This window comes from Schaalia meyeri, from assembly GCF_900105015.1.
Lineage (GTDB): Bacteria > Actinomycetota > Actinomycetes > Actinomycetales > Actinomycetaceae > Pauljensenia > Pauljensenia meyeri.
The window spans coordinates 88,473-112,914 of sequence record NZ_FNLK01000014.1 but is presented as its reverse complement, the minus strand read 5'-3'; the positions used below and the strand labels follow the sequence as shown (position 1 = coordinate 112,914).

Below are 24,442 nucleotides of genomic sequence, written 5' to 3'. Positions count from 1 at the left end.
TTACCCTAGGCACCATGACCACTTCACATCTGCGCGCCGATGGGCGCACCCCTTCCCAGCTTCGTCCCGTTTCCCTGACCCGCGGCTGGTCCGGAACCGGCGAAGGCAGCGTGCTCGTCGAGTTCGGCGACACCCGTGTCCTGTGTGTCGCCTCTTTCACCGAGGGCGTGCCCCGGTGGAAGAAGGATTCGGGCGAGGGCTGGGTGACCGCCGAGTACTCGATGCTCCCGCGCGCCACTTCCCAGCGTTCCTCGCGCGAGTCCGTCAAGGGCAAGGTTGGCGGGCGCACGCAGGAGATCTCTCGCCTGATCGGACGCTCCCTGCGCGGCATCGTCGACGTGGCCGCTCTGGGTGAGAACACGATCGTCTTGGACTGTGATGTCCTGCGCGCCGACGGTGGCACCCGCACAGCGTCCGTCACGGGCGCCTACGTGGCCCTCGCCGATGCGATTACGTGGGCGAAGGAACGGACGATCCTCTCTTCCTCGGCCAAGGTCCTCACCGACTCCGTCTCCGCGGTCTCCGTGGGTGTTATTGATGGCACTCCCATGCTGGACCTGCCCTACGTCGAGGACGTGCGCGCGCACACCGACATGAACGTCGTCCAGACCGGCGACGGACGCTTCATCGAGGTGCAGGGGACCGCCGAGCACGCCCCCTTCAGCCGCGAGGAGCTGGGCGATCTGCTGGATCTGGCCACGGCGGGCAACGCTGTCCTGGCGCGCGCACAGAAGCTCTCTCTTGCTGCTCCCCTCATGGAACGAGTTGAGGTGACCCCGTGAACGCGCGGCTGGTCTTCGCGACTTCCAACGAACATAAACTGTCCGAGCTCGAGGCGATCCTGGCCCCAGCGTGGCACGGTTTCACGCCCGGTTGCGTCGCGCGCATGAGCGATTTTTCCGTCCCCTCTCCCGTCGAGGATGGGGTGACCTTCGAAGAAAACTCGCTCATCAAGGCCCGCGCCCTGGCACGGGCCACCGGAACGGCCGCGATCGCCGACGATTCCGGCATTGCGGTGGACGTGTTGGGCGGCGCACCTGGCGTTTTCTCCGCGCGCTGGTCCGGTCGTCACGGCGATGATGAGGCCAACCTGAATCTGCTCCTCAACCAGCTCAGCGATGTTCCCGACCGGCACCGCGGCGCGGCCTTCGTCTCCGCGGCAGTCCTGGTGACCCCCGACGGTCGCGAGTTCATCCAACGCGGCGAGGTCCGCGGGACGCTCGCGCGTTCTCCTCGCGGCCAGGGCGGTTTCGGGTACGACCCCATCTTTATCCCCGACGGCTACCGGGTGACGATCGCGCAGATGAGCGCGGAGGAAAAGAACGCGATCAGCCATCGCGGCATCGCTTTTGGCGCGCTCATGCCCCGCATCGTGGAGTATCTGCGAAGCTGACCCCACCCGCGGATCAGAGGAAAAGTTGTGCCGGGCACCAAAAGGTGTCCGGCACTCTTTTGCGCCCGCAGGCGCGCCATCAGCGGGCGACGAGGTTGCCGATGATGGGACGGTTCATCGAGAACTGCAGGAGGTTACGCTGTTGGCGCTTCCTACGCTGATGGGTGAGGCGGCGAAGTATTGATGCGACGAAACGGGACATGGTGTGCTCCTCTTTGAGTACGTGCGATGGATCTGTCAACGCATCGTACCTCTATGATGAGTGTTTTTCGCCCACATTTCCATCGATGTTGGCTTATTTTTCACTGAAGCCGCACTTACAGACTTTCCCTTGGCATATCTTGATAAACCTTTGACCATTCGCTGCCGATTACCTTAATTTAGCTGGCTGATGGGTAAAGGGGATAAAACCGGCACCCCCTGAATCGATGGGAGAGTCAGCGAGTCCGAACCGGACGCACGCGGCCAGGAAGGAAACGGCGCACATCACAGAAGCGGACAACCTGCATGATGCGGCGCGCCAGGCGGAGGCGCACGCGCCAAATCATGACGCACCCAACGCTGATGAAGATTGCGTTCGTCAGGCAGGAGGGCCACGCCCCGCTGAACGCGCAGGCAACCGCCAGGAACGCGCAACTCGCGACGTTGAGGCAGTGGTAGCGCAGCGAGTCCGGAGCGAAACGCTTGGAGGAAACCAGATAGTAGGCGATGATGGAGGCGGCCGCGCCAGTCCATCCGAGGAAAGTGATTGCGGAAGGGAAGATGGTCATGACATGTATGATGCACCTTCCGCTGATCAAGCACAATTGAATAGTTCTATAGTTACCCTACAGGTTCACTTAATCGAGGAGCTTTCATGGACATCGACCCCCGCCGCCTGCCGTTCCTCCTGTCCGTCGCGCGAGAAGGAGGCATCGTTGCCGCCGCCGATATCCTCATGGTCTCCCCCTCGGCGGTCTCCCAGCAGATCCAAAAGCTAGAGGAGGAGGTCGGGCTCAAGCTGGTGGAGCGCACCACGTCCGGCGCGATTCTCACCCCCGCAGGGGCGATCGTCGCCGACGCCGGCGAACGCATCAACGCTGATATCGCCGAGGCTCTCAAAGCCCTCCGTCCCCTCACCGGGCAGGTGACCGGCACCGTCACACTGGGAGCATTTCTCACGATCTGCCGCTCCACCCTGATCCCCGCGCTACCAGATCTGGCCGAAGCCCTGCCCGGGATCGACCTGCGCATCGAGGAGACAGAAGAAACACCCGGCATGGCTTCCCTGCGCACCGGCCGCTTCGACATTCTCGTCATCGAGCGGGACGAAAACCCCGGCCTCGCGCCGCACGGCTACACGGACGCTCCTTTCATCGACGAACCGTGGGTCCTGGTCACCCCCGACTCCGCCCCTCCCATCGGCTCCACCCAGGATCTCGCGGACCTGACCTGGCTGCGCGTCAGTCCCGGAAGCAGCGGCGACCACGTCATGCGCCGTATCACCAAGGCATTCCCCGCCACGAAATGGGCACCTCACCTGTACACCACGTACGAGGCCGCCCGATCCCTCGTGCGCGCCCGCACCGGATCGACGATCCTGCCCGCCATGGCGCTCGCCGGCGCACACACGGTCGGCATGCGCGTCACCCCGCTGCCATCCCTTGGCACCCGCAAGATCCTGCTGCGGCATAAGAATCACGGCTGGTCCGAAGCGGGCGGACCAGCCCGCGTGAGCACCTACCTAGTCGAGTGGCAGCGACACAACGCCTACTCCACCCAGGCCGACTAAGACGCGATAAAAAGCCACGGCTCCGTGCCCAGGGACGCTCTCAGAGCGAGACCTGCAAGCCCGCTGCCGCAAACTGAAGGGGACCGTCCCACGTCTGCCGAATCTCAGCGGCGACCCGCTCGCTAGAGTTCCACGGCTGGATGTGGGTGGCGATCATACGCTTGGCGCCAGCCAGAGTCGCGACTTCCCCCGCCCGGAAACCATCCATGTGCATATCGGGTTCAGAATCGTCGGAGGTAAAACCGACCTCGCTGAGCAGCAGATCGACGCCGCGCGCGCCCTCGATAATCGAGTCGCACCGATCCGTGTCGCCCGTGTAGAAGAGGCTCACGCGACGCTTGGGGTCCTCCTCCGACGGCCCCTCCATGCGAAAACCAAAGGCCTCGACGGGATGCAGCGCGCGAAACGGGCGTATCGTTAGCGGCCCCACCTCGTAGGCGCAGCCGAGCTGAAGCCGCGTGAAGCTAAACTCAGACTCGTATGCTTCGCCCGGAGGGCCCCCCGCCATCTGCCGGACCCGATGCAGCGTCTCGCCGGGACCCAGCAGCGGCAGCGGCGCGCTGGATGCACCCGGGCCCCACTTGCGGTACACCTGCAGGGAAATGATGTCGCCCATATGGTCCGCATGACAGTGCGACAGTGCCAGCGCATCCAGCTCCAGCGGACACACGCGCGTCCACAGCGCACCAAAAGCACCGGGTCCCAAGTCGCACACAAGCGAGAACGTTCGCTCCTCCCCCGTTGCGGCGTCCACGCCACGGGCCTGGACCAGGTAGGACGAAGCGGGCGAATCCGGACCCGACATCGAGCCGGTCGCGCCAATAACAGTCAGCTTCACGCGATACCCCCGCCGGTGTTCACGCGCGCCACCGAGCCCACCTCGGGCCCCAGGAAGCGGCGGGCCAAGAGCGAGAACGCGTCTGATGCGCCCGTGGCCAGGAATTGATGCTCCGGCCCGCTACCCACGGACCACGGGTCGTGTAAGAGGCCCCGATCCACCAGTTCGTTATACGTCACGTTGGCTGTCGCCTCCGACGAGGTCACGAGCGCGACCCCCTCGCCCATGACGCGACTGATCACACCGGTCAACAGCGGATAGTGGGTACACCCCAGAATCAGCGTGTCGACCCCCGCTTCCTTCAGCGAACCCAGGTATTCCCGTGCGATTGCTTCGATCTCGTCCCCCGTTGTCATGCCCGCCTCGACGAAGTCCACGAACGCCGGGCACGCCTGCTGGCAGACCGTCAGCCCCGGGACGGCGGCGAGGGCACGCAGGTAGGCCTCGGACTGGATCGTCGCCTTCGTGCCGATCACGCCGACGCGACGGTTACGGGTCGCGATCACGCTCTGGCGCGCGGCCGGCGTGATGACTTCAATGACGGGGATGCCGGCATCGATCCAGTATCGTTCACGGGCATCCGCGAGCGCCGCGGCCGTGGCTGTATTGCAGGCAATTACGAGGGCCTTCACTCCGCGCGAGGCCAACTCGTCCAGCGCGGACAGGGTTAGCGAGCGCACCTGCGCGATCGCACGCGGACCGTAGGGCGTGTGCTCGGTATCCCCTAGGTAGATGATCTCTTCATCGGGCAGCTTATCGATGACCGCGCGCGCGACCGTGAGCCCACCCAGACCCGAGTCGAAGATGCCAATCGGGGCGTTGTTCATGGTTCGACCTTATGCCTTAGTGAGAATTATTCACAGCTTGTAGGAGTGAGTCTTGCCACCATGTGACGAGCATGTAGATCGCGGCGACGACCTGCGAGCGTTCCCCCGTCGGCTCGCTCAAGGCCAGTGCTTCGATACGTTGCGCATCCGCCTGGTCGGATAGCTCCAGTTCGCCGGCCAAACCCAAGCGGATATCGTTCAGTGCGCCGAGCCACGACCACACGGCCTCGGGGCTGACGACCAGCGTGTCCTCGTCCCCGTGAGCGATGTGGTCAAGATCGCTGATAATGGACCTTAAGCGAACCGACTTGTCGGTGCGCAGCGAATCCTCCGTCAGCGCGCGCATGCGTGCGGCGTCATCGCTGTCCAGGCTCATGGGCGGCAGCAGCATCCCGAGGCTGCGCTCGCGCGGCGCTTCCCTGCGCTGTTCGGTCTCCGTGAGCGCATTGACCATGGACGATGTCGCGGCAAACTCTCCCGGGTCGTCGAGAACCACCAGGACCTCGCTGGCCAGCTGGCGCAGGAGGAGCGCCTCGCCGCTGCTCATCGACGAGGCGTACCCGCCGTCCCGAGGAGCGAAGCCCTCCATGCGTTCAGTCCCCGTCTTCTTCGATGGTGGCGCGCAGCCCGTAGGAGTGCATCGCCATGACGTCGGCCTCGATGCGTTCGCGCACGCCCGTGGAAACGGTGGCGCGCCCGCGGGTGTGAACCCTCATCATGAGTTCGTTCGCGCGCGCGGCCGAGTATCCGAAGTACTCGCGAAAGACGGCGCTCACGTAGCTCATGAGATTGACGGGATCGTCCCACACGACAGCGCGCCAGCGCGGCACGGCGGTGGTCGCTTCGTGCGCGCGGGGTGCTGGTTGCAGGGTCGTTGCCATACGCCAACCCTAGGTTGAATTGCGCGTCCATGGAAGCCAATTCGTACCCCGGTGACACGCTTCTCACGGTAGGCTCACAGTATGCCTGCATCTTTATCCACATCATTGCTGACCGACATGTACGAACTCACGATGCTCGACGCCGCCCTGAAGGACGGTACTGCGCATCGCAGCTGCACCTTCGAGCTGTTCGGGCGACGCCTGCCCGCCACCCGCCGCTTCGGTGTCGTGGCGGGAACGGGCAGAATCCTCGAGGCGCTGGAACGTTTCCAGTTCGACGCCGAACAGATCGGCTGGTTGACCGACCGGGGGATCATTTCTGCAAAAGCCGCTGCCTTCCTGGCTTCGTGGCGTTTCACGGGGGACATCTGGGGTTACGCAGAGGGCGAGTGCTATTTCCCTGGTTCCCCGCTGCTGACCGTTGAGGGCAGCTTCGCTGACTGCACGCTGCTGGAGACGCTCCTGCTGTCGATCCTCAACCACGACTGTGCTGTTGCCTCGGCGGCATCGCGTATGACGATCGCCGCTCACGGCCGTCCCTGCATGGATATGGGGGCGCGCCGGGCTCACGAGCGGGCGGCGGTGTCCGCCGCGCGCGCCGCCGTCATCGGCGGCTTCCAGGGCACCTCCGACCTGGAGGCCGCAAAGCGCTACGGGATCCGCGTAATCGGCACGGCCGCCCACGCGTTCACGCTCCTGCACGACTGCGAGCGGGACGCTTTCGATTCTCAGGTGACCTTGTTGGGAGCAGGCACAACGCTCCTGGTCGACACCTACGACATCGCTCAGGGCGTCATCAACGCCGTCGAGGCCGCGCGCGCTGCTGGCGGCGAGTTGGGCGCGGTTCGCCTGGATTCCGGTGACCTCGTCGCCCAGGCGTTCAAGGTACGCGGCCAGCTCGACGCGATGGGCGCGACCTCCACGAAGATCACCGTGACCTCAGACCTGGACGAGTACGCGATCGCTGCCCTGGGGGCGGCACCCGTCGATTCCTACGGTGTGGGCACCAAGCTGGTGACGGGCTCGGGCGTGCCGACGGCCGCGCTGGTCTACAAGGTCGTTCAGCGCGAGGACGCTTCCGGGGCGATCGTGCCCGTCGCCAAGAAGTCGGAGTCGAAGTCCACGGTCGGTGGCCGCAAGGTTGCCGGACGCGTCATGGGCGAGGACGGCTACGCCACCGAGGAGCTCCTGCTCGTTGGAACCTCCATTGAGGAGGGTCAGGCGCTGCTGGCCGAGCGCGGTGCCCGCCCCCTGCAGGTCCCGCTCGTGCGCGGCGGCGTAATCGATTCCGCGGCCTGGAGCGGGGAAGCCCTGGCCCGCGCCCAGGAGCGCCACCTGCGCGCCCGCAACGAGTTGCCCTACCAGGGGTGGCGTCTCTCCGAGGGCGACGTTGCGATCCCCACCCGTTACGAACAGATCGCCTGAGCCCGACGCGACGTGAGGATGCCCCAGCCTCGCCCATCCCGGTGGCCTTCCTGGTCCCGGAGTATCGAGCGGGCCGGGGTTCGCTGTGCGTGGGGCGCGACCGGGCGCCGCGCGCGTCGGTTCAGTGCCGACCGACGAACCACTCGCGCAGCAGGGCGATGCGCGCCTCGATCTGCTCGGTCGTTGCCTGAGCGACCTCGGGCCCGCCGCAGCGTGAGCGCAGGCGCGAGTGGATGGTCGCGTGGGTTTCTCCTGAGCGGCGCGACCACGTGGAGACCAGGTGCTGGAGCTCCTTGCGCTTGGCTGCCCGCAGCTTGTGAGCGGGGATTCCCGCATTGTCCTCGCGCATCTTCTGGGCGCTGCGGCTCCTCCGTTGCGCGGCGACCTGGTCGGCCTGGCGTGCGCGCAGCAGCGTCGTCACCTGGTCGGCGTCAAGGAGGCCCGGGATCCCCAGGTACTCCTGTTCCTCCTGCGAGCCGACCTCGGCTCCTGCCCCCCACGCGGCTCCGTCGAAGAGGACGCCGTCGAACTCGGCGTCGGCCCCCAGGACTTCGAACTGCGACAGCAGGTCCGCGGAGGCCTTCTCTTCGCGGTTTGCGGCCGCGACCATCGCTTCCTCGGGATTCCACACGTCTTGCTCGCTGGGTTCCTCTCGCTTGGGGCGATCCAGCGCATGGTCGCGTTCGACCTCCATGTCGCCGGCCAGGGTGAGCAGGGGGATGACGGAAGGGATAAAGACCGTGGCGGTCTCACCGCGCTTGCGGGCGCGCACAAAGCGCCCGATGGCCTGGGCAAAGAACAGCGGCGTCGATGCATTCGTGGCGTACACGCCGACCGCGAGCCGGGGAACGTCGACGCCCTCGGACACCATGCGCACAGCGACCATCCACTTGTCGGTCGAGTCGGAGAACTCTGAGATTCGGTCGGAGGCGTCCGCATCATCGGACAGGACGGTCGTTGGGGCCCGGCCGGTGATGAGGCGCAGGTGGCGCGCGTAGGCGCGCGCCTGTTCCTGGTTGGACGCGATGACCAGTCCTCCCGCGTCGGGAACGGCGCGGCGCACCTCCTCCAGGCGCAAGTCCGCCGCGCGCAGGACCGCGGGAATCCACTCTCCCTGTGGGTCCAGCGCGGTGCGCCAGGCCTGCTTCATCATGTCTTTCGTGAGAGGTTCACCCAGGCGCGCGCTGACCTCGTCGCCGGCGTTCGTGCGCCAGGCCATCTGCCCCGAGTAGGACATGAACAGGACGGGGCGCACGACGCCATCCCGGAGGGCGTCACTATAGCCGTAGGTGTAGTCGGCGCGCGAGCGGCGGATGCCCTCGGAGTCCTCCTCGTAGGTGACGAAGGGGATCGGCGAGGTGTCGGAGCGGAAGGGCGTTCCGGTCAGGGCCAGTCGGCGTGTGGCGTCGGTAAAGGCCTCACGAATCCCGTCGCCCCACGAGAGGGAGTCGCCGGCATGATGAATCTCATCGAGGATCACGAGGGTGCGGTAGGCGCGGGTGCGCGCCGCGTGGAGGGCCGGGTTGGAGCCGACCTGCGCGTAGGTGATAGCGACTCCGTCGAAGTGGGAGCCGGCCGCGCCCTGGGAGTTCGTAAAATCGGGGTCGATGTGAATGCCGAAACGTGCGGCGTTGAAGGCCCACTGTCCCTTGAGGTGCTCCGTGGGGCACACGACGGTGAGCTTGTCGACGATACCGCGGGCGAGCATCTCCGTCGCGAGGGTGAGCGCAAACGTAGTTTTCCCGGCGCCCGGCGTCGCGACCGCCAGGAAGTCGCGCGGCGAAGCGTTCATGTAGCGGTCCAGGGCAGCGCCCTGCCAGGCGCGCAGCCGACCAACGGGTGCGCGCCGGGTCATCTCGCTCACTTGTCGGAACCCTTTCCTCCGTCGGAGAAGGGCCAGTTGCGCCCGTTCTTGCCCATTGAGTCGCGCAGTTCCCTGCAGGTGGGGCACACCGGATACTGGGATGCGTCGCGGGTGGGAATCCACACCTTGCCGCACAGCGCGACAACTGGCTGTCCCGTCACCATCGAGGAATTGGCCTTGTCCTTGCGCACGAAGTGGGCAAATCGATCACCGTCGCCTCCGGTGCGTTCTTCTCGGGTCTCGGCCCGCTCGAGCAGGCCGGTCGAGGACGCGGTGGAAGGGCCGGAGGGCGCGGCGGGGCCGGTGGGTTCGTCGAGGGCATTACGCATGGGCTCATTGTACGTCCCGGCGCCATCGCTAAGGGGGTGGTGTCCGTGCGCCGGGAGCAAAAACGCGCATCACCTGGCCTCGGCCTGTCAAAGGAGGCTGGGCCAGGTGATGCGGGAACCTATCTCACAAGTGCTCTTTGGCCCACACTTCCTTGTAGAAGTCGGCGAGCTCAAGCTTGGAGGCGGCGGCCTCGTCAAGGAGAACCGTCACGTCCGGGTGGTGCTGCAGGATGGAGGCGGGCCAGCGCTGGGTGACGCCCCCCTCGATCATAGCCTTGACGGCGTCGGCCTTGCCCTCGCCGGTGGCGATGAAGACATGGGCACGCGAATCCATGATGGTCCCCAGGCCCTGGGTGACGCAGTGGGTGGGCACCGCGCCCATGTCGCCGTCGAAAAAGCGGGCGTTGTCGCGACGCGTCTGCTCGGTCAGGACGCCCACGTGGGTCCGCGACGCGAGCGTCCCACCCGGTTCGTTAAAGCCGATGTGGCCGTCACTGCCGATTCCGAGGACCTGGATGTCGATGCCGCCGTCGGCCTTGATGGCCGCATCATAGGCGGCCGCGCCGGCCTCGAGGTCATCGCACCAGCCGTCGGGGCCGTGGGCCGCCCCCTCGGGCATGTCGACGAGGTCGACGAGGTTGCGGTGGATGAAGTTCGCGTAGCCCTCGTAGTGGTCGCGGGGCAATCCCACGTACTCGTCGAGGTTGTAGGAGCGGACCTGTGCAAAGGAGATCTGACCGGCCTGGTAGCGGCGCACGAGCTCAGCGTAGAGCTTGAGAGGCGACGACCCGGTGGCCAGGCCGAGCACGAAGTTCGGCTTGGCGCGGTACACCTGAACGATGCGGTCCGCCGCCAGCGACGCGATCTGATCTTCGTCGTTGAAAATTCCAATTCTCATGTGGTTAACCTTACACCATAGGCGCTGATTTGTCAGACGAATCAGCGCAGCGTTTTCTCTTGCTCTCCGCCGCTCCGTCGGTGCAGCGCAGCGATAATGCGCTCGACCTCACCCTGATCGGTGCCGCAGTCTCCGGGCGCTCGCATGTGGACCTCACGCGCACCTGAGGCGGCCACGACTTCGGCGACATTGTGGGCTCGAAGCCCACCCGACGCCAGGATGATGATGTCGTCTCCGCCCCGGGCCACCAGGCGCGCCAGGGACCGGGGCCGGGCGATGGCAGGATCTCCGCCCGTCGTCAGGACGCGGTCATACCCTAACTCCATCAGGACGTCGAGGCCGCGATCCTGATCCTCGACCTGATCGAAGGCGCGGTGGAAGGTCAGCGGGGCGTCTCCGGCGGCGTCGCGCAGGCGCATCGAGGCGTCCTCGTTGACCACCCCTCCGGGGGCCAGGACTCCGATGACGAAACCCAGGGGAACCGAGGCTCCCCTGCCCGCCTCGGCGAGCCGGGCGATGTCGGAGGCGACCTTGTCCACCTCCTGGCGCGTGTGCACGAAGTCGCCGGGACGCGGGCGAACCAGCACCTGAACGCCACCGGTGGGAGCCACCTCTAGGGCGGCGGCAACCTCATCGAACGCGGGGGTCAGCCCCCCGCAGGACAGGTCCTGGCAGATCTCGATGCGGTCGGCCCCTCCATCGCGGGCCCGGTGCGTGCCCGTGGCATCCTCAACGCATATCTCCACGACCGTCACGGCTGCCACCCCTCGTAGCAGGTCGACCCACCCACCTGGGCGGCCAGGATCGCCGCACCCCAGCGCCCACCGGATCCCCCCAGGGAGGCACGGACGATCTGGGGGGCATCGCGGAAGGTCAGCATCGACGCGAATTCTCGACGTAGGGGCGCCAGCAGGTGCTCGCCTGCGTGAGACAGTCCGCCGCCGATGATGATGCGTTCAACGTCAACGGTCAGCGTCATGTGCGTGAGGGAGAGCGCCAGCGCGCGCACGGCGGTCCCCCATACCTCAGTCGCCACCGGATCGGAACCGATCCCGTCTTCTACGGCCTTCGCGCCGATATCGTTGCCGGTCGCCTGCGCGTAGCGACGCGCGATCCCCTTGGCCGATGCGTAGACCTCCAGGCAGCCGCGGGATCCGCAACGGCAGGATTCCCCGCCGGGGAACACGGGAGCGTGCCCGACCTCGCCGGCGCTGAAGGTCGCCCCACTCCACAGGTTATCGCCGAGCATAAGCGCCACGGATATGCCCGTGCCGATCGGCATCATGAGGAAGGAGGAGGCACCGCGGCCGGCTCCGAGAAGGCCCTCGGCCAGGCCGGCGGCACGCCCATCGTGCATGAGGGCGGCGGGCACGCCCGTGGCTTCCTCAACCGCGCGCGCCAGCTGGACTCCCTGAAGCTCGAGGTTTGCGGCGTACACGATGGTTCCGCTCCCCTCGTCCACGAGGCCGGGGCAAATCAGGCCGCACCCGACCAGTCCCGGGTGGCTGTGGGCCAGACGCTGGCCGATGGCACCGACCTGGGCGGCAACGGATTGCCGATTCGTGGGTTCGTTCCCGTCGGTGAGGATGGAGCCGGCCTCGTCCACGATCATCCACTTGATGGACGTGCCTCCGATGTCGATGCCGGCAAACACCGGGCCGGGCGAGTCCTTGATGGCGCTCATGGCACCACGACCTGCGCTCGCAGTTCGGGGTCGGCCATGTCCGGGTCGAAGGGATACATCGGGCGGTCGATCTGGTCATGCCCCAGCCGAATCAGATCCTGGTCGACGCCGCCGGGGGTCAGGGCCATGAGCCAGCCCTTCTGCGTGTTGTACAGGTCGGGCTCCAGGTAGCCGATCTTGACGACCACGACGTCCGCCGCGGCGATGTCAACGCCCAGCAGCTCGAACTGGCTGAACATCGTGTACTGGTTGCGGTTCGTCGTGACGATGAGGCGCAGGCCGCCGGTGCGCAGCAGGGCCGTTCGCCCGCCTATGGGGTCGTCGGCGAGCGCCTCGACGGTGGCGTGGACGCGGATGGGGCCGGGGTCGCGGGTGTCGATGTGGCCTCCCACCTGGGTCTCGATCTGCGCCCCGACTCCGGCCCGCCAGGCGGTCGCTGCCGCGTCGGGGTCGATGATCGAGGCGTAGACCACGTCCAGGGTCTCCTCCCGCACGGGCTTCCACGCCAGGAGGGCCGCGAGCGCGACGGTCACGTCGTCGGCTCCCCCCGCGCCCGGATTATCGCCGGAGTCGGAGATGAAGAAGGGCTTGGGCCCGGCCTCGGCGGCCGCCAGGCACTCCTCCATGGTGGCGACCGGGGCGACGAACTCGAAGCGCTCGCGCACGTCCCAGAAGTAGCCGCCGATGCGCTCTGCTTGTTCTTTCACGAGGACGGCGTCGTCGCCGGTGACGACGACCGCCCCCTTGCAGCGAGGCTGGTCCGCCCAGGCGAAGCCGATCCAGATGGCGGCGTCGACGATGCCGTCCATTGCTTCGATAGGGTCGATCATCTTGTACAGAGACTTGGCGGGCTCGATGCGGGTGGAGGTCTTCTCCCCGGGCAGCAGGACGGGCACGTGCACGAGGGCCTTGACGGGCTTGGGGGCCCCCTCCAGCAGGCGCTTGCCCAGGTTGTAGGCGGCTCGGCGGCGCGATTCCAGCTCGTCCTCGTGGGGGGCCAGGCGGTAGCAGGTGAGCAGGTCGCAGCCGTCGAAGAGATCCTGGGAGACATTGCCGTGCAGGTCCATGGAGGCGCTCACCATGGGGTCGGGGCCGATGACGCCGCGAATGGCGCTGATGAGATCGCCTTCGGCATCGTCCATGCCCTGAACGCTCATGGCGCCGTGAATGTCGAAGAAGAACCCGTCGAGGGGGCCCGCCGCCGCCAGTCCCTGAAGGATCTCAGCCTTCCAGGACTCGTATGCGCCGCGCTCAACGACCCCGCCGGGCAGGGCGCGGGCGTGCAGGACGGGGATCCACTCGATCTGGCGAGCCCAGTCCTCGTCCCGCCAGTAAAAGCGCTCCATGAGCTGAGCGCCGCGCGTGACGATGAAGTCGTTAGCGGTCGAGATATAGGGTGTGAAGGTCGAGGATTCAATGTGGATTCCAGCGACCGCAATGCGGGGCTTGGTCATGAGCGATTCTCCTTTGAGATCTTCTGGGGGGTGAGTGTCGACAGTCCCCAGAGCGCGGCTTCGCGCCCTGAGCGGGATGACTCGATCACGAGGTGTTCCATGATCGGGGGTAGGCAGGATTGGTGAAGCGCGGCGCGCACGCCCGCACTGAAGGCGTCGACGGCGGAGAGCGCTCCCCCGACGATGACGCCCTGGGGTGCCAGGAAGGACACGAGATGGGCCAGGCTGTGACCCAGGAGGGTGCCGGCCTGGCGGATGGCCGTTGCAACCTCGGGGATGCCGTCACGCGCGGCCGCCAGCAGCTGGGCGTTGTTTTCGTAGACGAGGCCGACAGCGGCCAGGTCCGCGCGGATAGAGTCGGCGGAAGCGACGGTTTCCAGGCAGCCGACGTTACCGCACTTGCAGGGGCGTCCCGCTGCCGCGTCGACGGGGATGTGGGAGACGTCGCCCGCGAGGCCGCCCTGCCCGACGAGGGGGACTCCATCAACCAGGTAGGCGCCGCCGATGGCGGACCCCGCCTTGATGTAGATGAGGGTGTCAATGGGGGCAACACCTTGCAGGCGACGCCGATAGATGGATTCGCCGATGGCGCCGGCGCGCGCGTCGTTCTCGATGAGGGCGGCCAGCCCGCATTGCCGGGTCACGGCCTCGGCAACGTTAATCCCATCCCACCCGGGCATTCGGGACGGGCGGATAACGCGGGAACCCTCCTCGTCAACGGGGCCCGGCACCGCCAGGACGAGGCCACCGACCCGCACGCCGGCGGCTTTCTCCTGGCGCGCGATTTCCCTCATGACGACGCTCAGCACAGCTTTGGGGCCACTCGCGATATCGATAAGGAGGCTGGTCGCCTCCCCTATCCCGCGCGTCGGATCCGTCAGGGCTACCAATCCGTGATGGGCTCCCAGCTCGACCAGCGCGAGGGCGCCGATCCCATCGGAGGTGACGAGGCGGCGCGCCCGCCTGCCGCCCGTCGATACGGACTGGTCCGCTTCCGTGATCACCCCCGCCTCGACGAGGCGAGACACTGCGGCCGAAACTGTTGACGGTGCGAGGCCAGTCTGCTTGACGATTGCGGGGCGCGTGTCAGCCTGCCCGGACCCGATCAGGGTCAGGACAGTCTCGTCAACGTCATGCGTGGCCATGACACCTCCTGTTGAGTAGGCATGTGGTAACCGCAACGTAACACGGCGCTCGCCGTTGAGAACAGCACCAATTATGCATCACCGAAGAAAGTATGGCACTTCTTTCACCAAAAATCATTGTTATTTTTTCGTAACATTCACGATTTTTACCATTCCGGCAACATTGGACATCAAACTGTCATATGATATATGCCGTCTGGCAGGATCCGATCCCGTCAGAGTCCCCGATCAACGTTGATTTGGAGCAGTCATGAACCTCAGAAAAATGCGGTGGATCGCCACTGGAGCGGCTCTCGCAATGGCCGCCACTCTGGGCCTGTCCGCCTGCGGCGGCAACAACCGTGCCGCCACCTCAGAGACCGGAAAGAACGAGGTCACCATGGCCTCGCGCATCCCGAACTGGATCTTCCCGATCTCAGCAAAGGGCTACACCCAGGGCGAGAACGGTAACTTCATCCAAGCGATGTACCGCCCCCTCTTCGCCTACAAGTCCACATCCGAAACCCCCTACAAGATCCACCTCCCCAAGTCCCTGGGCACCGTGCCCGAGGTGTCCGAGGACGGCAAGACCTTCACCATCACCCTGCGCGAAGACGCCAAGTGGAGCGACGGCACGCCCGTCTCCACCCGCGACGTGGAGTTCTGGTGGAACCTCGTTACCAACAACAAGGACGAGTGGGCCTCTTACAAGAAGGGATTCTTCCCCGACGGCGCATCACTGAACATCAAGGACGCGCGCACCTTCTCCATCACGACCGACGACAAGTTTGCCCCCGCCTGGTTCATCGACAACCAGATCAACAAGGTCGCGCTCCTGCCCCAGCACGCCTGGGACAAGTCCAGCGCCGACGAGGAGGTCTCCGACCTGGATCGCACCCCTGAGGGCGCACAGAAGGTCTTCTCCTATCTGCAGAGCGAGGCCAAAAACCTCTCGACCTACGCCACCAACCCCCTGTGGCAGACCGTGAACGGCCCCTGGAAGGTCTCTTCCTTCACGCCCGACCAGGGCCTGGAGTTGGTCCCCAACGAAAACTACTGGGGCGAGGACAAACCCAAGATCGACAAGTTGATCTACAAGGCATTCACCGGTGACGACGCGGAGTTTAACTCTGTTCGCTCGGGCAGCATCGACTTCGGATACATCCCCGCCGCCCAGTACAACCAGCGCAAGATGGTCGAGGGTAAGGGCTACAACGTCTTCCTCTGGCCCGGTAACTCCATCACCTACCTGGCCATGAACTTCTACCCCAAGGCACCCGGAGCCAAGTTCACCAACCAGAAGTACATCCGCCAGGCGATGCAGCAGCTGATCGATCAAAAGACCCTCTCCGAGAAGATCTGGTCCGGCACAGCCTCCCCCACGTGTGGTCCCGTCCCCATGGAACCCGAGAAGGTCGGCACCCTTGACGGCTGCGTCTACCCTTTCAACCCGGACGCCGCCAAGAAGCTCCTCGAGGACCACGGTTGGAAGATCGTTCCCGACGGCACCTCCACCTGCCAGAACCCGGGCACCGGGCCCGACCAGTGCGGTGAGGGCATTGAGGCCGGCGACGGACTGACCTTCAAGCTCATCTCCCAGTCGGGCTTCGTCTCTACGCACCAGATGTTCGAGGAGATCATCTCCCAGTTCGGCAAGGTCGGCATCAAGATCGACATGAACGAGGTCCCCGACTCCGTGGGCGCCTCCCAGGCATGCGACGACGAAACTCCCTGCACGTGGGACCTGTCCTTCTTCGGATCCCAGACCTCGTGGGGCTTCCCGATCTATGCCTCCGGCGAGCGACTCTTCGCCAGTGACGCCCCCGTCAACCTCGGCCAGTACTCCAACCCCGAGGCCGACAAGCTCATCGAAGAGTCCACCCGCTCCTCCGCACCCGACGCGCTGAAGTCGTACAACGACTACCTCGCAGAGGATCTCCCCGTTTTGTGGATGCCAAACCCGTACTACCAGATCACCGCAGTGAAGAAGGCGCTCGACGTGGGCGACGTTGACGCGACCGGCGGCACCTGGCCCGAAGACTGGTCGTGGCAGACCGGCGAAGGCAAGTAACCCTGCTCTAGCGCCTCACGGGGCAGGCGCCCGCACCCGCACATGCGGGCGCCTGCCCCCTAACTGTGGAGTTCGCAATGATTCAATTCATCCTCAAACGCCTCGGCCAGGCAGTCATCGTTGTTTTCCTGGTCACTATCATCACCTTCATCCTGCTCCAGTCTCAGCCGGGCGGTGCAGCCCGAGCCGCGCTGGGCAAGGACGCGACGAAAGAACAGCTCGCGGCTTTCGATCACGAAAACGGCTACGACCGGCCCATACCCGAGCAGTACGTCAACTATCTCAACAAAATTGCGCACGGCGACTTCGGATACTCCTACCAGCACAACCAGTCCGTCAATGACCTGCTGGCCGCACGCCTGCCGCGCACCATCTTCCTCTCACTGCTGTCCACCATCCTGGCTCTCATCATCGCCATCCCCCTGGGCGTGTGGCAGGCAGTCAAGAGAAACAAAGCACCCGACTACGTCGTAACAATTGCGTGTCTCCTGGCCTATTCAACGCCCATCTTCTTCGCGGGCCTGCTCCTGATCGTCCTGTTCTCTCAGGTGTGGCCAATCCTGCCCAACGACGCCCCGCAGGGCGAAGACCTCTCCGTCATGTGGGAGCAGTGGGACCACCTGATCCTGCCCGTATGTGCCCTCTCGATCGCCACGATCGCCGCCTACGCACGCTACGTGCGTTCCTCGATGGTGGATAACCTCAACGAACAGTACGTGCGCACCGCCCGTGCGAAGGGTCTGTCGGAGTTCCGCGTGGTTTTCGTCCACACGCTGCGCAACGCCATGTTCCCCGTGATCACCATGATCGGCCTGTACATACCCGCCATGTTCTCTGGAGCCCTCGTCATCGAAACGCTCTTTAACTTCAACGGCATGGGCTACCTGTACTTCCAGGCAACCGGCAGGCGCGACTACCCGATCCTTCTGGGCGTCGCCCTCATCATCTCCTTCGCGACCGTCGTCGGCGCACTCCTGGCCGACCTGCTCTACGCCGTCGCCGATCCGCGAATCCGACTGGCAGGACGATCCAAATGACCACATTAGCCGCGACCCCCGCCGTGCCCGCACAGGCGCGCACCGCCCGCAAGTCCACCAAGCTGCAGGGCCTGCAGGTATTCATGGAAAACCGGCTCGCCGTCTTCGGCGTGGGCCTGATCCTCATTTTGATGGCTTTCTCGTTCATCGGCCCCATGTTCTATGTGACCGACCAGATTCACACCGATCTGGCGAACTCAGCGTTGGCCCCCTCCTCCGAACACCCACTCGGCACCGATATGGTCGGCTACGACCAGCTGGGACGCCTCATGAAGGGCGGCCAGACCTCGATCATTGTCGGTCTGTTCGCCGGCATCTTCGCGACCACTATCGGCACCCTGTACGGTGCCATCGCGGGCTTCGTCGGAGGGTGGGTCGACGCGATCATGATGCGCATCGTCGACGCGCTCATGTCCGTGCCTGTCCTCTTCCTCTTCATGCTGATCGCCACGATGATTCCCCCGACGGTTCCCGTCCTCATCATCATCATGTCGGCCCTGTCCTGGCTGGGCACGTCCCGCCTGATCCGAGGCGAAGCGCTGTCCCTGCGCACGCGTGAATACGTCATCGCAATGCGCGGCATGGGAGGGTCGATGCCGCGCGCCATCCGCACGCACATCGTGCGTAACACGATCGGAACCGTCATCGTCAACGCGACTTTCCAGGTCGCCGACGCCGTTCTCTACGTCGCTTACCTGTCGTTCCTCGGCCTGGGCGCACAGCCCCCCGCCACCGACTGGGGAGCAATGCTCTCCAACAGCCAGTCACACGTGTATTCGGGCAACTGGTGGCTGCTCTACCCGCCAGGCGTCCTCATCATCCTTCTGGTCTTGTCGTTCAACTTCATCGGCGACGGCCTGCGTGACGCCTTCGAAGTTCGACTGCGCAAGAGGTGAGCTAGAACCATGAATACTCCACTCCTTCAAATCAAGGACCTCCACACCGACATCGAGATCCGTTCCGGCGTGGTGCGGGCTCTGTCCGGCGTCGACCTGCACGTGAACGCCGGAGAAACACTCGGGATCGTCGGCGAGTCAGGATCCGGCAAGACCATGACCGCGCTGTCCCTCATGGGGCTGCTGCCCCAGGGCGGCAAGGTTTCCTCCGGTTCCATCATCCTGGACGAACAGGACCTCACCGCGCTTCCCCTCAAGGATGTTCGCAAGCTGCGCGGCACGAAGGTCGGCATGATCTTCCAGGACCCACTCACGAGCCTGAACCCGACCATGAAGATTGGGCTTCAGGTGTGTGAGCCGCTGCGCGTGCACGAAAAGATGGCCAAGAAAGAGGCACTCGAACGCTCCGTCGAGATCCTCAAGCGGGTCGGCATGCCCCGCCCCGAGGTCGTCATCAACAACTACCCGCACCAGCTCTCGGGCGGCATGCGCCAGCGCGTCATGATCGCCATGGCGCTCGTGTGCCAGCCTCGCATCCTCATCGCTGATGAGCCGACCACGGCCCTCGACGTGACGACGCAGATGCAGATCCTCGACCTCATTGACGAGCTGCGCGACGAGTACAAGATGGGGGTCATCCTCATCACCCACGACCTGGGTGTCGTCGCCGGTCACACCGACCGTGTTTCCGTCATGTACGCGGGGCGCATCGTCGAGACAGCCCCCACGAAAACACTCTTCACCGAGCCGCGGCACCGCTACACGAGTTCCCTCATGGCGGCCCTGCCCGAGCGGGCACTCGCCGCAGGAACGAAGCTCTTCTCGATCCCCGGCGCGCCCCCATCGCTGACAAACCTGCCTACCGGCTGTCGCTTCGCCGCGCGCTGCCTGTGGGCAAACGATCAGTGTCGCGCGGGCTACCCGGCTCTGGGCGGCGACGAGTGCCACACCTACGCGTGTTTCCACCCCGTCCGAGAAGACGACGAGTCCCCCGCGGTCCTTCAGGCTAAGCTCGCCACCGACCGCAGTTCGAACGAGGGCGGGGCGGACGCGCGTGAGGCGACGGCCTCGTCGTCAGCGCCCATCTCGCACGACACCCTGTTGAACGTGAAAGAGGCTTCCCGCGAGTACGAGTCGGCCGGATCGGGCTTCTTCAAGCGCAACAAGGGCGTCGTCTCCGCTGTCGACCGCGTCTCGATTGCGGTCAAGAAGGGAGAGACCTACGGCCTGGTTGGCGAGTCCGGCTGCGGGAAGTCCACCGTGGGGCGCCTCATCGCCGGCCTGGAACCGCCGTCGGGGGGCGCGATCGAGCTGGACGGGCGCGACCTGGCCACGCTCAAGGGCCGCGACGCCGTCAAGATTCACCAGGATGTCCAGATGATGTTCCAGGACTCCTACGCCGCCATGGATCCGCGCATGCGCATCGACCAGATCCTGGCCGAACCAATGAGCATCCAAAAGACCGGCAACGCGAGGCAGATCGCCGAGCGCATCATGGAAATCCTCGAGCAGGTGGGCCTCACCGAAGAGATCCTGGACCGCTACCCGCACGAATTCTCGGGCGGACAACTCCAGCGCATCGGCTTCGCTCGCTCGCTTACCCTGGCGCCCGATCTCATCGTCGCGGACGAGCCCGTCTCGGCCCTGGACGTTTCCGTCCAAGCGCAGGTTCTCAACCTGATGAAGGATCTGCAGGAGGAACTGGGCCTGTCCTATCTGTTCATCAGTCACGACCTGGCCGTCGTCCAATACATGGCCGACCGGATCGGCGTCATGTACCTGGGGCGCATCGTCGAGGAAGGACCCGCGAAGGAGGTCGTCGAGAAACCGAAGCACCCGTACACGAAGGCGCTCATCGACTCCATCCCCGTGCCAGATCCCGAATTCGTCCACGACGAGAGTGCCATCAAGCTCACCGGGGAGCCCCCCAGCGCCATCAACCCACCCGAGGGATGTCGCTTCCGCCCGCGTTGTCCCTTCGCCGGGGAAGAATGCAAGGTTCAGCCCACCCTGTCGGACGAGACTCACCGTGTGGCCTGCCACCATCCGCTGCTGCAACTCCGCAAGAGAGAAGAGGTGGGTGTATAACACAGTCGTTCATGGCGAACTCCAAATCGCGTCCCCCCGGCCCGAAGTTTTCGGGCCGGGGGGACGCCACCGTGCGGGCTCCGTGTCGGGACGGACAGACAAGGTGACAAAGCGAGTGGGGCACGACCACGTGGTCGTGCCCCACAGCGATTCGCCTGGGTCAGCGTCTCACTTGGAGACGGCCTTCTTCAGCGTGGAGCCAGCGGAAAGCTTAACGCCATAGCCGGCGGGAATCTTGATCTCTTCGCCGGTGCGGGGGTTGCGGCCGGTGCGAGCAGCGCGCTCGACACGCTCGACCGAGAGCAGGCCGGTCACCTTGACGGCCTCGCCCTTAGCCAGGGACTCAACGAGGACGGCCTGGAAGGCAGCCAGGGCCTCGTCGGCCTTCGCCTTGGTCAGGTCGGCGCGTTCGGCAATCTGAGCGACAAGCTCGGTACGGTTCACGGACATTGAGAAACCTCATTCCTGTTCGTTCTTGGTTACCACTGTCGTGGCCTCGAAACACACACTACGAAATCTCCGGCCATTTCGCCGACTTTAGTGCCAAATTTCGCGGATTTCACGAAAATGCCACCCATTTTGATCTCAAAATCCCACATTATGTGCCACACGTCACCCAAACTTCCCAATCGTTCAGCTCATCGCGACCGTGAAACAGGCCGCGACCGGCGCATTCGTCTGCTTCGAGCGGTGCAGCGCAGAGGCGCGCTTCCCATCTCCAACGATCCTTCCTTCCACGACTGGAACAAAGCGCAGATATGCTGTGGGGCCGACCTCTCGGTCGGCCCCACAGCATATCCCATCAACACAGTGCAAGTACTCCCAGAAGGCTCCTCAAAAATATCTCGTCGGCATACCCCGGACCCCAGCGGCCCGTGCCGTATTCCCTTGTGACAACACCAACCATAAAAAACCAACCTTGCCACAACGACAATACAGCCTGAAAAAACACTGAGACTTTAACCAACACACCACACACCCACACCCACACCCACACCCACACCCACACCCACAGGATCAACCAAACCAAACCCCACCCACCATCACCCACACACAAAAACCCGCGCCCCCAGAAAACTCCAGGGACGCGGGCCCACCCACACAACTAACCAATCCACCGCGAAGTTTCGGGCTATCGCCAACAACGGCCAATCAGAGAATGACCGCCGTACCGGTCGCGATTGCGGCGAGCATGCCGTTGTTGGTTCCGGCCGTGAAGTAGTCGACCTTCACCCCGACGACGGCGTTCGCTCCCATGGCTTGGGCGCGGGTGCACATCTCGTTGACGGCGGTCGCGGACGCGTTTCCGATTTCCTCCTCGTACTGGGAGGCACGCCCGCCGAACATGTTGGACAGGCCAGCACCAAAGTCCTTGAACATGTTGACGCCGGCGAAAGTCTCGCCCGACACCATCCCGATGTACTGCTTAATCGGCATGCCTTCGACAGTTGGGGTCGTGACAACTAGCATCTTCTGCTCCTTCATGTAGGGGTCAACAGGCCAACAGTACCCGGGAAATGGTTTCCAAGCCAGCAGGTTCACCGCCGCCGATAAGGCCCGGAAAGACTCACCCGCGAGAGGGGCGACCGCCCAACCGCCCTCAGAGGGTGGCATTCACCCGCTTCACCGGGTGACGAATGACCGTCCTGAGTTTCTCGGGGGCAACCTTGCGAGCATCCCCCAGGTAGATTTCATGATGCAGGCGATCATCCGTCAGGTCGAGCGCGTATCCGTTCTCTTCCACGTAGGCGTGCATGGCCTCGACAGTGGCGGGTTCATCGTCGTAGCTTCCGACGTGCATGCATTGCACGCACAGCCCCTCGTCGATCGTCAGATACTCGGCTGCGGAAAAGTCCATCTTCTTTTTCTTGGTCGCTTCCTCTACGGCCCAGCAGAAGTCCTCGCGGGTCACGAAGTCGGGGAGGCGGATGACCGAGATCCAGTTGAAGGTCTCCTTGTGGGCGTAGTCGACTCCCCTGACATTGTCCTGCCACCAAAACCCTTCGAGCGGCGGCACGACAAAGTCGAAGTAGCCGTCGATCTCGCGCGCCCCTTTCTTGCTCATCTTGATCGCGTAGGAGACCCCGTACAGGGTGGCGATCGCCCGCTGGTAGGCCCCACCCTGCTCGTTGGGGTCGCCGCTGCCGCGCACAGCCACGTACGTCATGCGCGGCACCTCGACGATGCTCGGCCCCTTCTTGGGCGCATAGAGTTCCTTATATTCCTTTTTGAAATCAAAGGCCATGTCGGTACCTCCGTTCGCATCAATGCTACCCATTTCTCCGGGAACATATTGGGGAGCAACGGTTTGACAGGCGAGGCCATGAGCTGCGTCAAGTCCCCGCCACAGCCAGATGGAGCCGCGACCACCCGTGGCGGCTATCGAGGAAGCGCACGCGCCCCACCCCCTCGCCGAGCTGGGTACGAGAACGCGGTCAACGACACCCACGAGCGCTACTCGCGGATAGGTTGTCTTCTTGCGGATAGGTTATAGCCACGTGGATAGGAAAATAAGCTATCCAGATGCCCATAACCTATCCACGAGGCCGTTTCCTATCCGCAGCGACCTACGACCATCACACCCGCCCACGGCGACGCGAATAGACAAACGCGCCGAGGGCATGAGCTGCGACACCGAGGACGCTGTAGGCCGCCCCATAGATGAGGGCGCTTTCGTTGAAGAACAGAAACATCGGCGCCAGAAAACACAGGAATGGCGCAAGCACCCACAGGAGGCTGAAGCCTTCCTTCACGCCATCCCAGGCACCTATTCCAATAGCAACCAGCGGCAAGATGACGAGCAGGATCAGGAACGCGAGGCCTTTCACGACCTCAGTTACTTCCGAGCCGCTCGAGAAGCCAGACCAGAGTGCCGGAATCAGCAGGTAGATGCTGAACAGCACGCCGATGCGAGCCCACGTTGATCTTGTCGCCCACCTCATGACTCAATGATACGTCCGTCTTGCAGAGAAGAATAGGGCCTGGCACTGTGGCACCCCCACCCAACAAGAGCGATGAGTGGGTTCCCGCCTCGCGGCGTAGCGCAATGATCTCGTGAGTGTCACTGACACGCGCACCGGCCTAGCTAAGGCGATCGCCGCGACTCTGTCCGACACCGCCTGACGGCGGTGTCGGACCCGTCAGGTGCGAACTTGATGAGATTCACCCCGGATATCCCATGGCCCGCAGCCACAGGGATGTCCCACTCGTCTACGACTGCGTCAAGCACCTGCTTCCCACTGGGTTTCAGGTCACCCACCGCGCGGAGGCGGGTCGGCCGCTCAGCGGAAGAAGCATCCGAACAGGCCGCGTTTCCCGCGGACAGCGGAGCGTTCCTCGTCGGTGTGTTGTCCGTTGCACCACTGGTCTGCGGGAACTGTCGCCTTCACCTTGTCGATATGCTGACCGCATCCTTTCCACGTGGTCTTGCCACACACCTCGCAGACAGTTGGTCGACACATTGTTTTCTCCTTATGATGTTGCGCCTCGGATCCGCTGTGGATTCGTTGCGTGTTGTTGGAAGAATCTGTTTTCGAAGCGGATTCGTGTTGGCCTCAGGCCAGGCTGAGGAACAGTTGCTCGAGTTCTTTGATCGTTATCTTGTCCGTTTTCACAATCGGCTCCGGCTTCGCAGCCGCGCGGGCGCCTTCGTCTTCTGAGTCGGCGATCTCGAGTGCGCACTGCGACATGACCGTCGCGACCGCGAGGTAGCTGGCACGGCGCACCGCGGAATTAACTGCTGCGAACTGAGTCAGCACATCCCGGCAGTTCGCATCCCCGCTCTCTAGTTGTGCGATGAGGCCATCGAGTTGCCCGCGAGCACGTTTGAGACGATTCACGATCTGTGCGTGCGTTGCCATGC

27 protein-coding genes are annotated in these 24,442 nt (G+C 64.4%); 8 read left to right on the top strand and 19 right to left on the bottom strand.

Features of this window, described 5'->3' with window-relative positions; all coding sequences use genetic code 11:
* Window positions 1–14 precede the first annotated feature (14 nt).
* Both rph and rdgB read left to right on the top strand, forming a co-directional pair.
* Window positions 15–782, top strand: coding sequence for a ribonuclease PH (gene rph, locus BLT68_RS07910; protein WP_070778854.1), 768 nt, complete (start codon window positions 15–17; stop codon window positions 780–782).
* Window positions 779–1,393, top strand: a complete 615-nt coding sequence (gene rdgB, locus BLT68_RS07905) for an RdgB/HAM1 family non-canonical purine NTP pyrophosphatase (protein ID WP_070778856.1) — start codon at window positions 779–781, stop codon at window positions 1,391–1,393. Before rph ends, rdgB begins: the two co-directional genes overlap by 4 nt.
* 79 nt (window positions 1,394–1,472) lie before the next feature.
* Here rdgB and BLT68_RS09485 read toward each other — a convergent pair whose 3' ends face one another.
* Both BLT68_RS09485 and BLT68_RS07900 read right to left on the bottom strand, forming a co-directional pair.
* Window positions 1,473–1,595 (bottom strand): hypothetical protein, encoded by a 123-nt coding sequence (locus BLT68_RS09485; protein WP_278246142.1) that lies wholly within the window; start codon window positions 1,593–1,595, stop codon window positions 1,473–1,475.
* 235 nt (window positions 1,596–1,830) lie between these two features.
* The gene (locus BLT68_RS07900; protein ID WP_074633556.1) at window positions 1,831–2,163 is read right to left on the bottom strand and encodes a CBU_0592 family membrane protein; all 333 of its coding nucleotides are present in this window, start codon (window positions 2,161–2,163) and stop codon (window positions 1,831–1,833) included.
* 86 nt (window positions 2,164–2,249) lie between these two features.
* Here BLT68_RS07900 and BLT68_RS07895 point away from each other — a divergent pair, with 86 nt between their 5' ends.
* Window positions 2,250–3,164, top strand: coding sequence for a LysR family transcriptional regulator (locus tag BLT68_RS07895; RefSeq protein ID WP_050694501.1), 915 nt, complete (start codon window positions 2,250–2,252; stop codon window positions 3,162–3,164).
* 40 nt (window positions 3,165–3,204) lie between these two features.
* Here BLT68_RS07895 and BLT68_RS07890 read toward each other — a convergent pair whose 3' ends face one another.
* From BLT68_RS07890 to clpS, 4 genes are read right to left on the bottom strand one after another with little or no spacing between them, the layout of a single operon-like run.
* Window positions 3,205–4,002, bottom strand: a complete 798-nt coding sequence (locus tag BLT68_RS07890) for an MBL fold metallo-hydrolase (protein WP_070778858.1) — start codon at window positions 4,000–4,002, stop codon at window positions 3,205–3,207.
* Window positions 3,999–4,829, bottom strand: a complete 831-nt coding sequence (gene murI, locus BLT68_RS07885) for a glutamate racemase (RefSeq protein ID WP_070778860.1) — start codon at window positions 4,827–4,829, stop codon at window positions 3,999–4,001. Before murI ends, BLT68_RS07890 begins: the two co-directional genes overlap by 4 nt.
* 16 nt (window positions 4,830–4,845) lie before the next feature.
* Window positions 4,846–5,418 carry a DUF2017 family protein gene (locus BLT68_RS07880; protein ID WP_050694498.1) on the bottom strand — a complete coding sequence of 191 codons (573 nt, stop codon included), beginning with the start codon at window positions 5,416–5,418 and terminating at the stop codon, window positions 4,846–4,848.
* 4 nt (window positions 5,419–5,422) lie between these two features.
* On the bottom strand, window positions 5,423–5,710 hold the full coding sequence (gene clpS, locus BLT68_RS07875) for an ATP-dependent Clp protease adapter ClpS (RefSeq protein ID WP_070778862.1): 288 nt from the start codon (window positions 5,708–5,710) through the stop codon (window positions 5,423–5,425).
* An 81-nt stretch (window positions 5,711–5,791) separates the two neighbouring features.
* Here clpS and BLT68_RS07870 point away from each other — a divergent pair, with 81 nt between their 5' ends.
* On the top strand, window positions 5,792–7,135 hold the full coding sequence (locus BLT68_RS07870) for a nicotinate phosphoribosyltransferase (RefSeq protein WP_070778864.1): 1,344 nt from the start codon (window positions 5,792–5,794) through the stop codon (window positions 7,133–7,135).
* Window positions 7,136–7,256: 121 nt separating this feature from the next.
* On the opposite strand, the gene BLT68_RS07865 is transcribed toward BLT68_RS07870, so the two are convergent.
* The 7 genes from BLT68_RS07865 to BLT68_RS07835 all read right to left on the bottom strand — a co-directional run bounded on the left by BLT68_RS07865 (window position 7,257) and on the right by BLT68_RS07835 (window position 14,509).
* Window positions 7,257–8,999, bottom strand: coding sequence for a DEAD/DEAH box helicase (locus BLT68_RS07865; protein ID WP_050694495.1), 1,743 nt, complete (start codon window positions 8,997–8,999; stop codon window positions 7,257–7,259).
* Window positions 8,996–9,328 (bottom strand): DUF3039 domain-containing protein, encoded by a 333-nt coding sequence (locus BLT68_RS07860; RefSeq protein WP_050694494.1) that lies wholly within the window; start codon window positions 9,326–9,328, stop codon window positions 8,996–8,998. Before BLT68_RS07860 ends, BLT68_RS07865 begins: the two co-directional genes overlap by 4 nt.
* A gap of 124 nt (window positions 9,329–9,452) precedes the next feature.
* Window positions 9,453–10,226, bottom strand: a complete 774-nt coding sequence (gene nagB, locus BLT68_RS07855) for a glucosamine-6-phosphate deaminase (RefSeq protein ID WP_050694493.1) — start codon at window positions 10,224–10,226, stop codon at window positions 9,453–9,455.
* A 41-nt stretch (window positions 10,227–10,267) separates the two neighbouring features.
* Entirely contained in the window at window positions 10,268–10,981 is a 714-nt protein-coding gene (locus BLT68_RS07850; RefSeq protein WP_074633605.1) for a copper homeostasis protein CutC, read from the bottom strand.
* Window positions 10,978–11,910 carry an ROK family protein gene (locus tag BLT68_RS07845; RefSeq protein ID WP_050694491.1) on the bottom strand — a complete coding sequence of 311 codons (933 nt, stop codon included), beginning with the start codon at window positions 11,908–11,910 and terminating at the stop codon, window positions 10,978–10,980. Before BLT68_RS07845 ends, BLT68_RS07850 begins: the two co-directional genes overlap by 4 nt.
* The gene (locus BLT68_RS07840) at window positions 11,907–13,364 is read right to left on the bottom strand and encodes a M81 family metallopeptidase (protein WP_074633555.1); all 1,458 of its coding nucleotides are present in this window, start codon (window positions 13,362–13,364) and stop codon (window positions 11,907–11,909) included. The genes BLT68_RS07845 and BLT68_RS07840 overlap by 4 nt, the downstream gene beginning before the upstream one ends.
* Entirely contained in the window at window positions 13,361–14,509 is a 1,149-nt protein-coding gene (locus BLT68_RS07835) for an ROK family transcriptional regulator (RefSeq protein ID WP_050694489.1), read from the bottom strand. Before BLT68_RS07835 ends, BLT68_RS07840 begins: the two co-directional genes overlap by 4 nt.
* A gap of 250 nt (window positions 14,510–14,759) precedes the next feature.
* Between BLT68_RS07835 and BLT68_RS07830 the strand changes: the two genes are divergently transcribed.
* From BLT68_RS07830 to BLT68_RS07815, 4 genes are all read left to right on the top strand, one after another.
* The gene (locus tag BLT68_RS07830) at window positions 14,760–16,559 is read left to right on the top strand and encodes a peptide ABC transporter substrate-binding protein (RefSeq protein ID WP_050694488.1); all 1,800 of its coding nucleotides are present in this window, start codon (window positions 14,760–14,762) and stop codon (window positions 16,557–16,559) included.
* 77 nt (window positions 16,560–16,636) lie between these two features.
* Window positions 16,637–17,596 carry an ABC transporter permease gene (locus BLT68_RS07825; protein WP_050694487.1) on the top strand — a complete coding sequence of 320 codons (960 nt, stop codon included), beginning with the start codon at window positions 16,637–16,639 and terminating at the stop codon, window positions 17,594–17,596.
* Window positions 17,593–18,492 (top strand): ABC transporter permease, encoded by a 900-nt coding sequence (locus BLT68_RS07820; protein WP_050694486.1) that lies wholly within the window; start codon window positions 17,593–17,595, stop codon window positions 18,490–18,492. Before BLT68_RS07825 ends, BLT68_RS07820 begins: the two co-directional genes overlap by 4 nt.
* Window positions 18,493–18,501: 9 nt before the next feature.
* Window positions 18,502–20,580 (top strand): ABC transporter ATP-binding protein, encoded by a 2,079-nt coding sequence (locus BLT68_RS07815; RefSeq protein WP_074633553.1) that lies wholly within the window; start codon window positions 18,502–18,504, stop codon window positions 20,578–20,580.
* Window positions 20,581–20,748: 168 nt separating this feature from the next.
* Here the strand turns inward: BLT68_RS07815 and BLT68_RS07810 are convergent, their stop codons facing one another.
* The 6 genes from BLT68_RS07810 to BLT68_RS07785 form a co-directional block, all read right to left on the bottom strand.
* Window positions 20,749–21,030, bottom strand: a complete 282-nt coding sequence (locus BLT68_RS07810; protein ID WP_003790058.1) for an HU family DNA-binding protein — start codon at window positions 21,028–21,030, stop codon at window positions 20,749–20,751.
* A gap of 702 nt (window positions 21,031–21,732) precedes the next feature.
* Window positions 21,733–22,050, bottom strand: a complete 318-nt coding sequence (locus BLT68_RS07805; protein ID WP_050694483.1) for a heavy metal-binding domain-containing protein — start codon at window positions 22,048–22,050, stop codon at window positions 21,733–21,735.
* A 130-nt stretch (window positions 22,051–22,180) separates the two neighbouring features.
* Window positions 22,181–22,825 carry a GyrI-like domain-containing protein gene (locus BLT68_RS07800; RefSeq protein ID WP_050694482.1) on the bottom strand — a complete coding sequence of 215 codons (645 nt, stop codon included), beginning with the start codon at window positions 22,823–22,825 and terminating at the stop codon, window positions 22,181–22,183.
* A gap of 331 nt (window positions 22,826–23,156) precedes the next feature.
* On the bottom strand, window positions 23,157–23,522 hold the full coding sequence (locus BLT68_RS07795; RefSeq protein ID WP_050694481.1) for a hypothetical protein: 366 nt from the start codon (window positions 23,520–23,522) through the stop codon (window positions 23,157–23,159).
* Between the two features lie 339 nt (window positions 23,523–23,861).
* Window positions 23,862–24,041 carry a hypothetical protein gene (locus BLT68_RS07790; protein WP_050694480.1) on the bottom strand — a complete coding sequence of 60 codons (180 nt, stop codon included), beginning with the start codon at window positions 24,039–24,041 and terminating at the stop codon, window positions 23,862–23,864.
* Between the two features lie 93 nt (window positions 24,042–24,134).
* On the bottom strand, window positions 24,135–24,440 hold the full coding sequence (locus BLT68_RS07785; protein WP_050694479.1) for a metal-sensitive transcriptional regulator: 306 nt from the start codon (window positions 24,438–24,440) through the stop codon (window positions 24,135–24,137).
* Window positions 24,441–24,442 lie beyond the last annotated feature (2 nt).

Bases quoted from the DNA above. Each gene is read 5' to 3' on its own strand.
- BLT68_RS07805 (WP_050694483.1), bottom strand. From the start codon at position 22,050: ATGCTAGTTGTCACGACCCCAACTGTCGAAGGCATGCCGATTAAGCAG.
- BLT68_RS07785 (WP_050694479.1), bottom strand. From the start codon at position 24,440: ATGGCAACGCACGCACAGATCGTGAATCGTCTCAAACGTGCTCGCGGG.
- BLT68_RS07790 (WP_050694480.1), bottom strand. From the start codon at position 24,041: ATGTGTCGACCAACTGTCTGCGAGGTGTGTGGCAAGACCACGTGGAAA.
- murI (WP_070778860.1), bottom strand. From the start codon at position 4,829: ATGAACAACGCCCCGATTGGCATCTTCGACTCGGGTCTGGGTGGGCTC.
- BLT68_RS07800 (WP_050694482.1), bottom strand. From the start codon at position 22,825: ATGGCCTTTGATTTCAAAAAGGAATATAAGGAACTCTATGCGCCCAAG.
- BLT68_RS07795 (WP_050694481.1), bottom strand. From the start codon at position 23,522: ATGAGGTGGGCGACAAGATCAACGTGGGCTCGCATCGGCGTGCTGTTC.
- BLT68_RS07845 (WP_050694491.1), bottom strand. From the start codon at position 11,910: ATGAGCGCCATCAAGGACTCGCCCGGCCCGGTGTTTGCCGGCATCGAC.
- BLT68_RS07895 (WP_050694501.1), top strand. From the start codon at position 2,250: ATGGACATCGACCCCCGCCGCCTGCCGTTCCTCCTGTCCGTCGCGCGA.
- BLT68_RS07830 (WP_050694488.1), top strand. From the start codon at position 14,760: ATGAACCTCAGAAAAATGCGGTGGATCGCCACTGGAGCGGCTCTCGCA.
- BLT68_RS07880 (WP_050694498.1), bottom strand. From the start codon at position 5,418: ATGGAGGGCTTCGCTCCTCGGGACGGCGGGTACGCCTCGTCGATGAGC.
- clpS (WP_070778862.1), bottom strand. From the start codon at position 5,710: ATGGCAACGACCCTGCAACCAGCACCCCGCGCGCACGAAGCGACCACC.
- BLT68_RS07825 (WP_050694487.1), top strand. From the start codon at position 16,637: ATGATTCAATTCATCCTCAAACGCCTCGGCCAGGCAGTCATCGTTGTT.
- BLT68_RS07870 (WP_070778864.1), top strand. From the start codon at position 5,792: ATGCCTGCATCTTTATCCACATCATTGCTGACCGACATGTACGAACTC.
- BLT68_RS07900 (WP_074633556.1), bottom strand. From the start codon at position 2,163: ATGACCATCTTCCCTTCCGCAATCACTTTCCTCGGATGGACTGGCGCG.
- nagB (WP_050694493.1), bottom strand. From the start codon at position 10,226: ATGAGAATTGGAATTTTCAACGACGAAGATCAGATCGCGTCGCTGGCG.
- BLT68_RS07810 (WP_003790058.1), bottom strand. From the start codon at position 21,030: ATGTCCGTGAACCGTACCGAGCTTGTCGCTCAGATTGCCGAACGCGCC.
- BLT68_RS07835 (WP_050694489.1), bottom strand. From the start codon at position 14,509: ATGGCCACGCATGACGTTGACGAGACTGTCCTGACCCTGATCGGGTCC.
- BLT68_RS07860 (WP_050694494.1), bottom strand. From the start codon at position 9,328: ATGCGTAATGCCCTCGACGAACCCACCGGCCCCGCCGCGCCCTCCGGC.
- BLT68_RS07815 (WP_074633553.1), top strand. From the start codon at position 18,502: ATGAATACTCCACTCCTTCAAATCAAGGACCTCCACACCGACATCGAG.
- BLT68_RS07820 (WP_050694486.1), top strand. From the start codon at position 17,593: ATGACCACATTAGCCGCGACCCCCGCCGTGCCCGCACAGGCGCGCACC.
- BLT68_RS07840 (WP_074633555.1), bottom strand. From the start codon at position 13,364: ATGACCAAGCCCCGCATTGCGGTCGCTGGAATCCACATTGAATCCTCG.
- rph (WP_070778854.1), top strand. From the start codon at position 15: ATGACCACTTCACATCTGCGCGCCGATGGGCGCACCCCTTCCCAGCTT.
- BLT68_RS09485 (WP_278246142.1), bottom strand. From the start codon at position 1,595: ATGTCCCGTTTCGTCGCATCAATACTTCGCCGCCTCACCCATCAGCGT.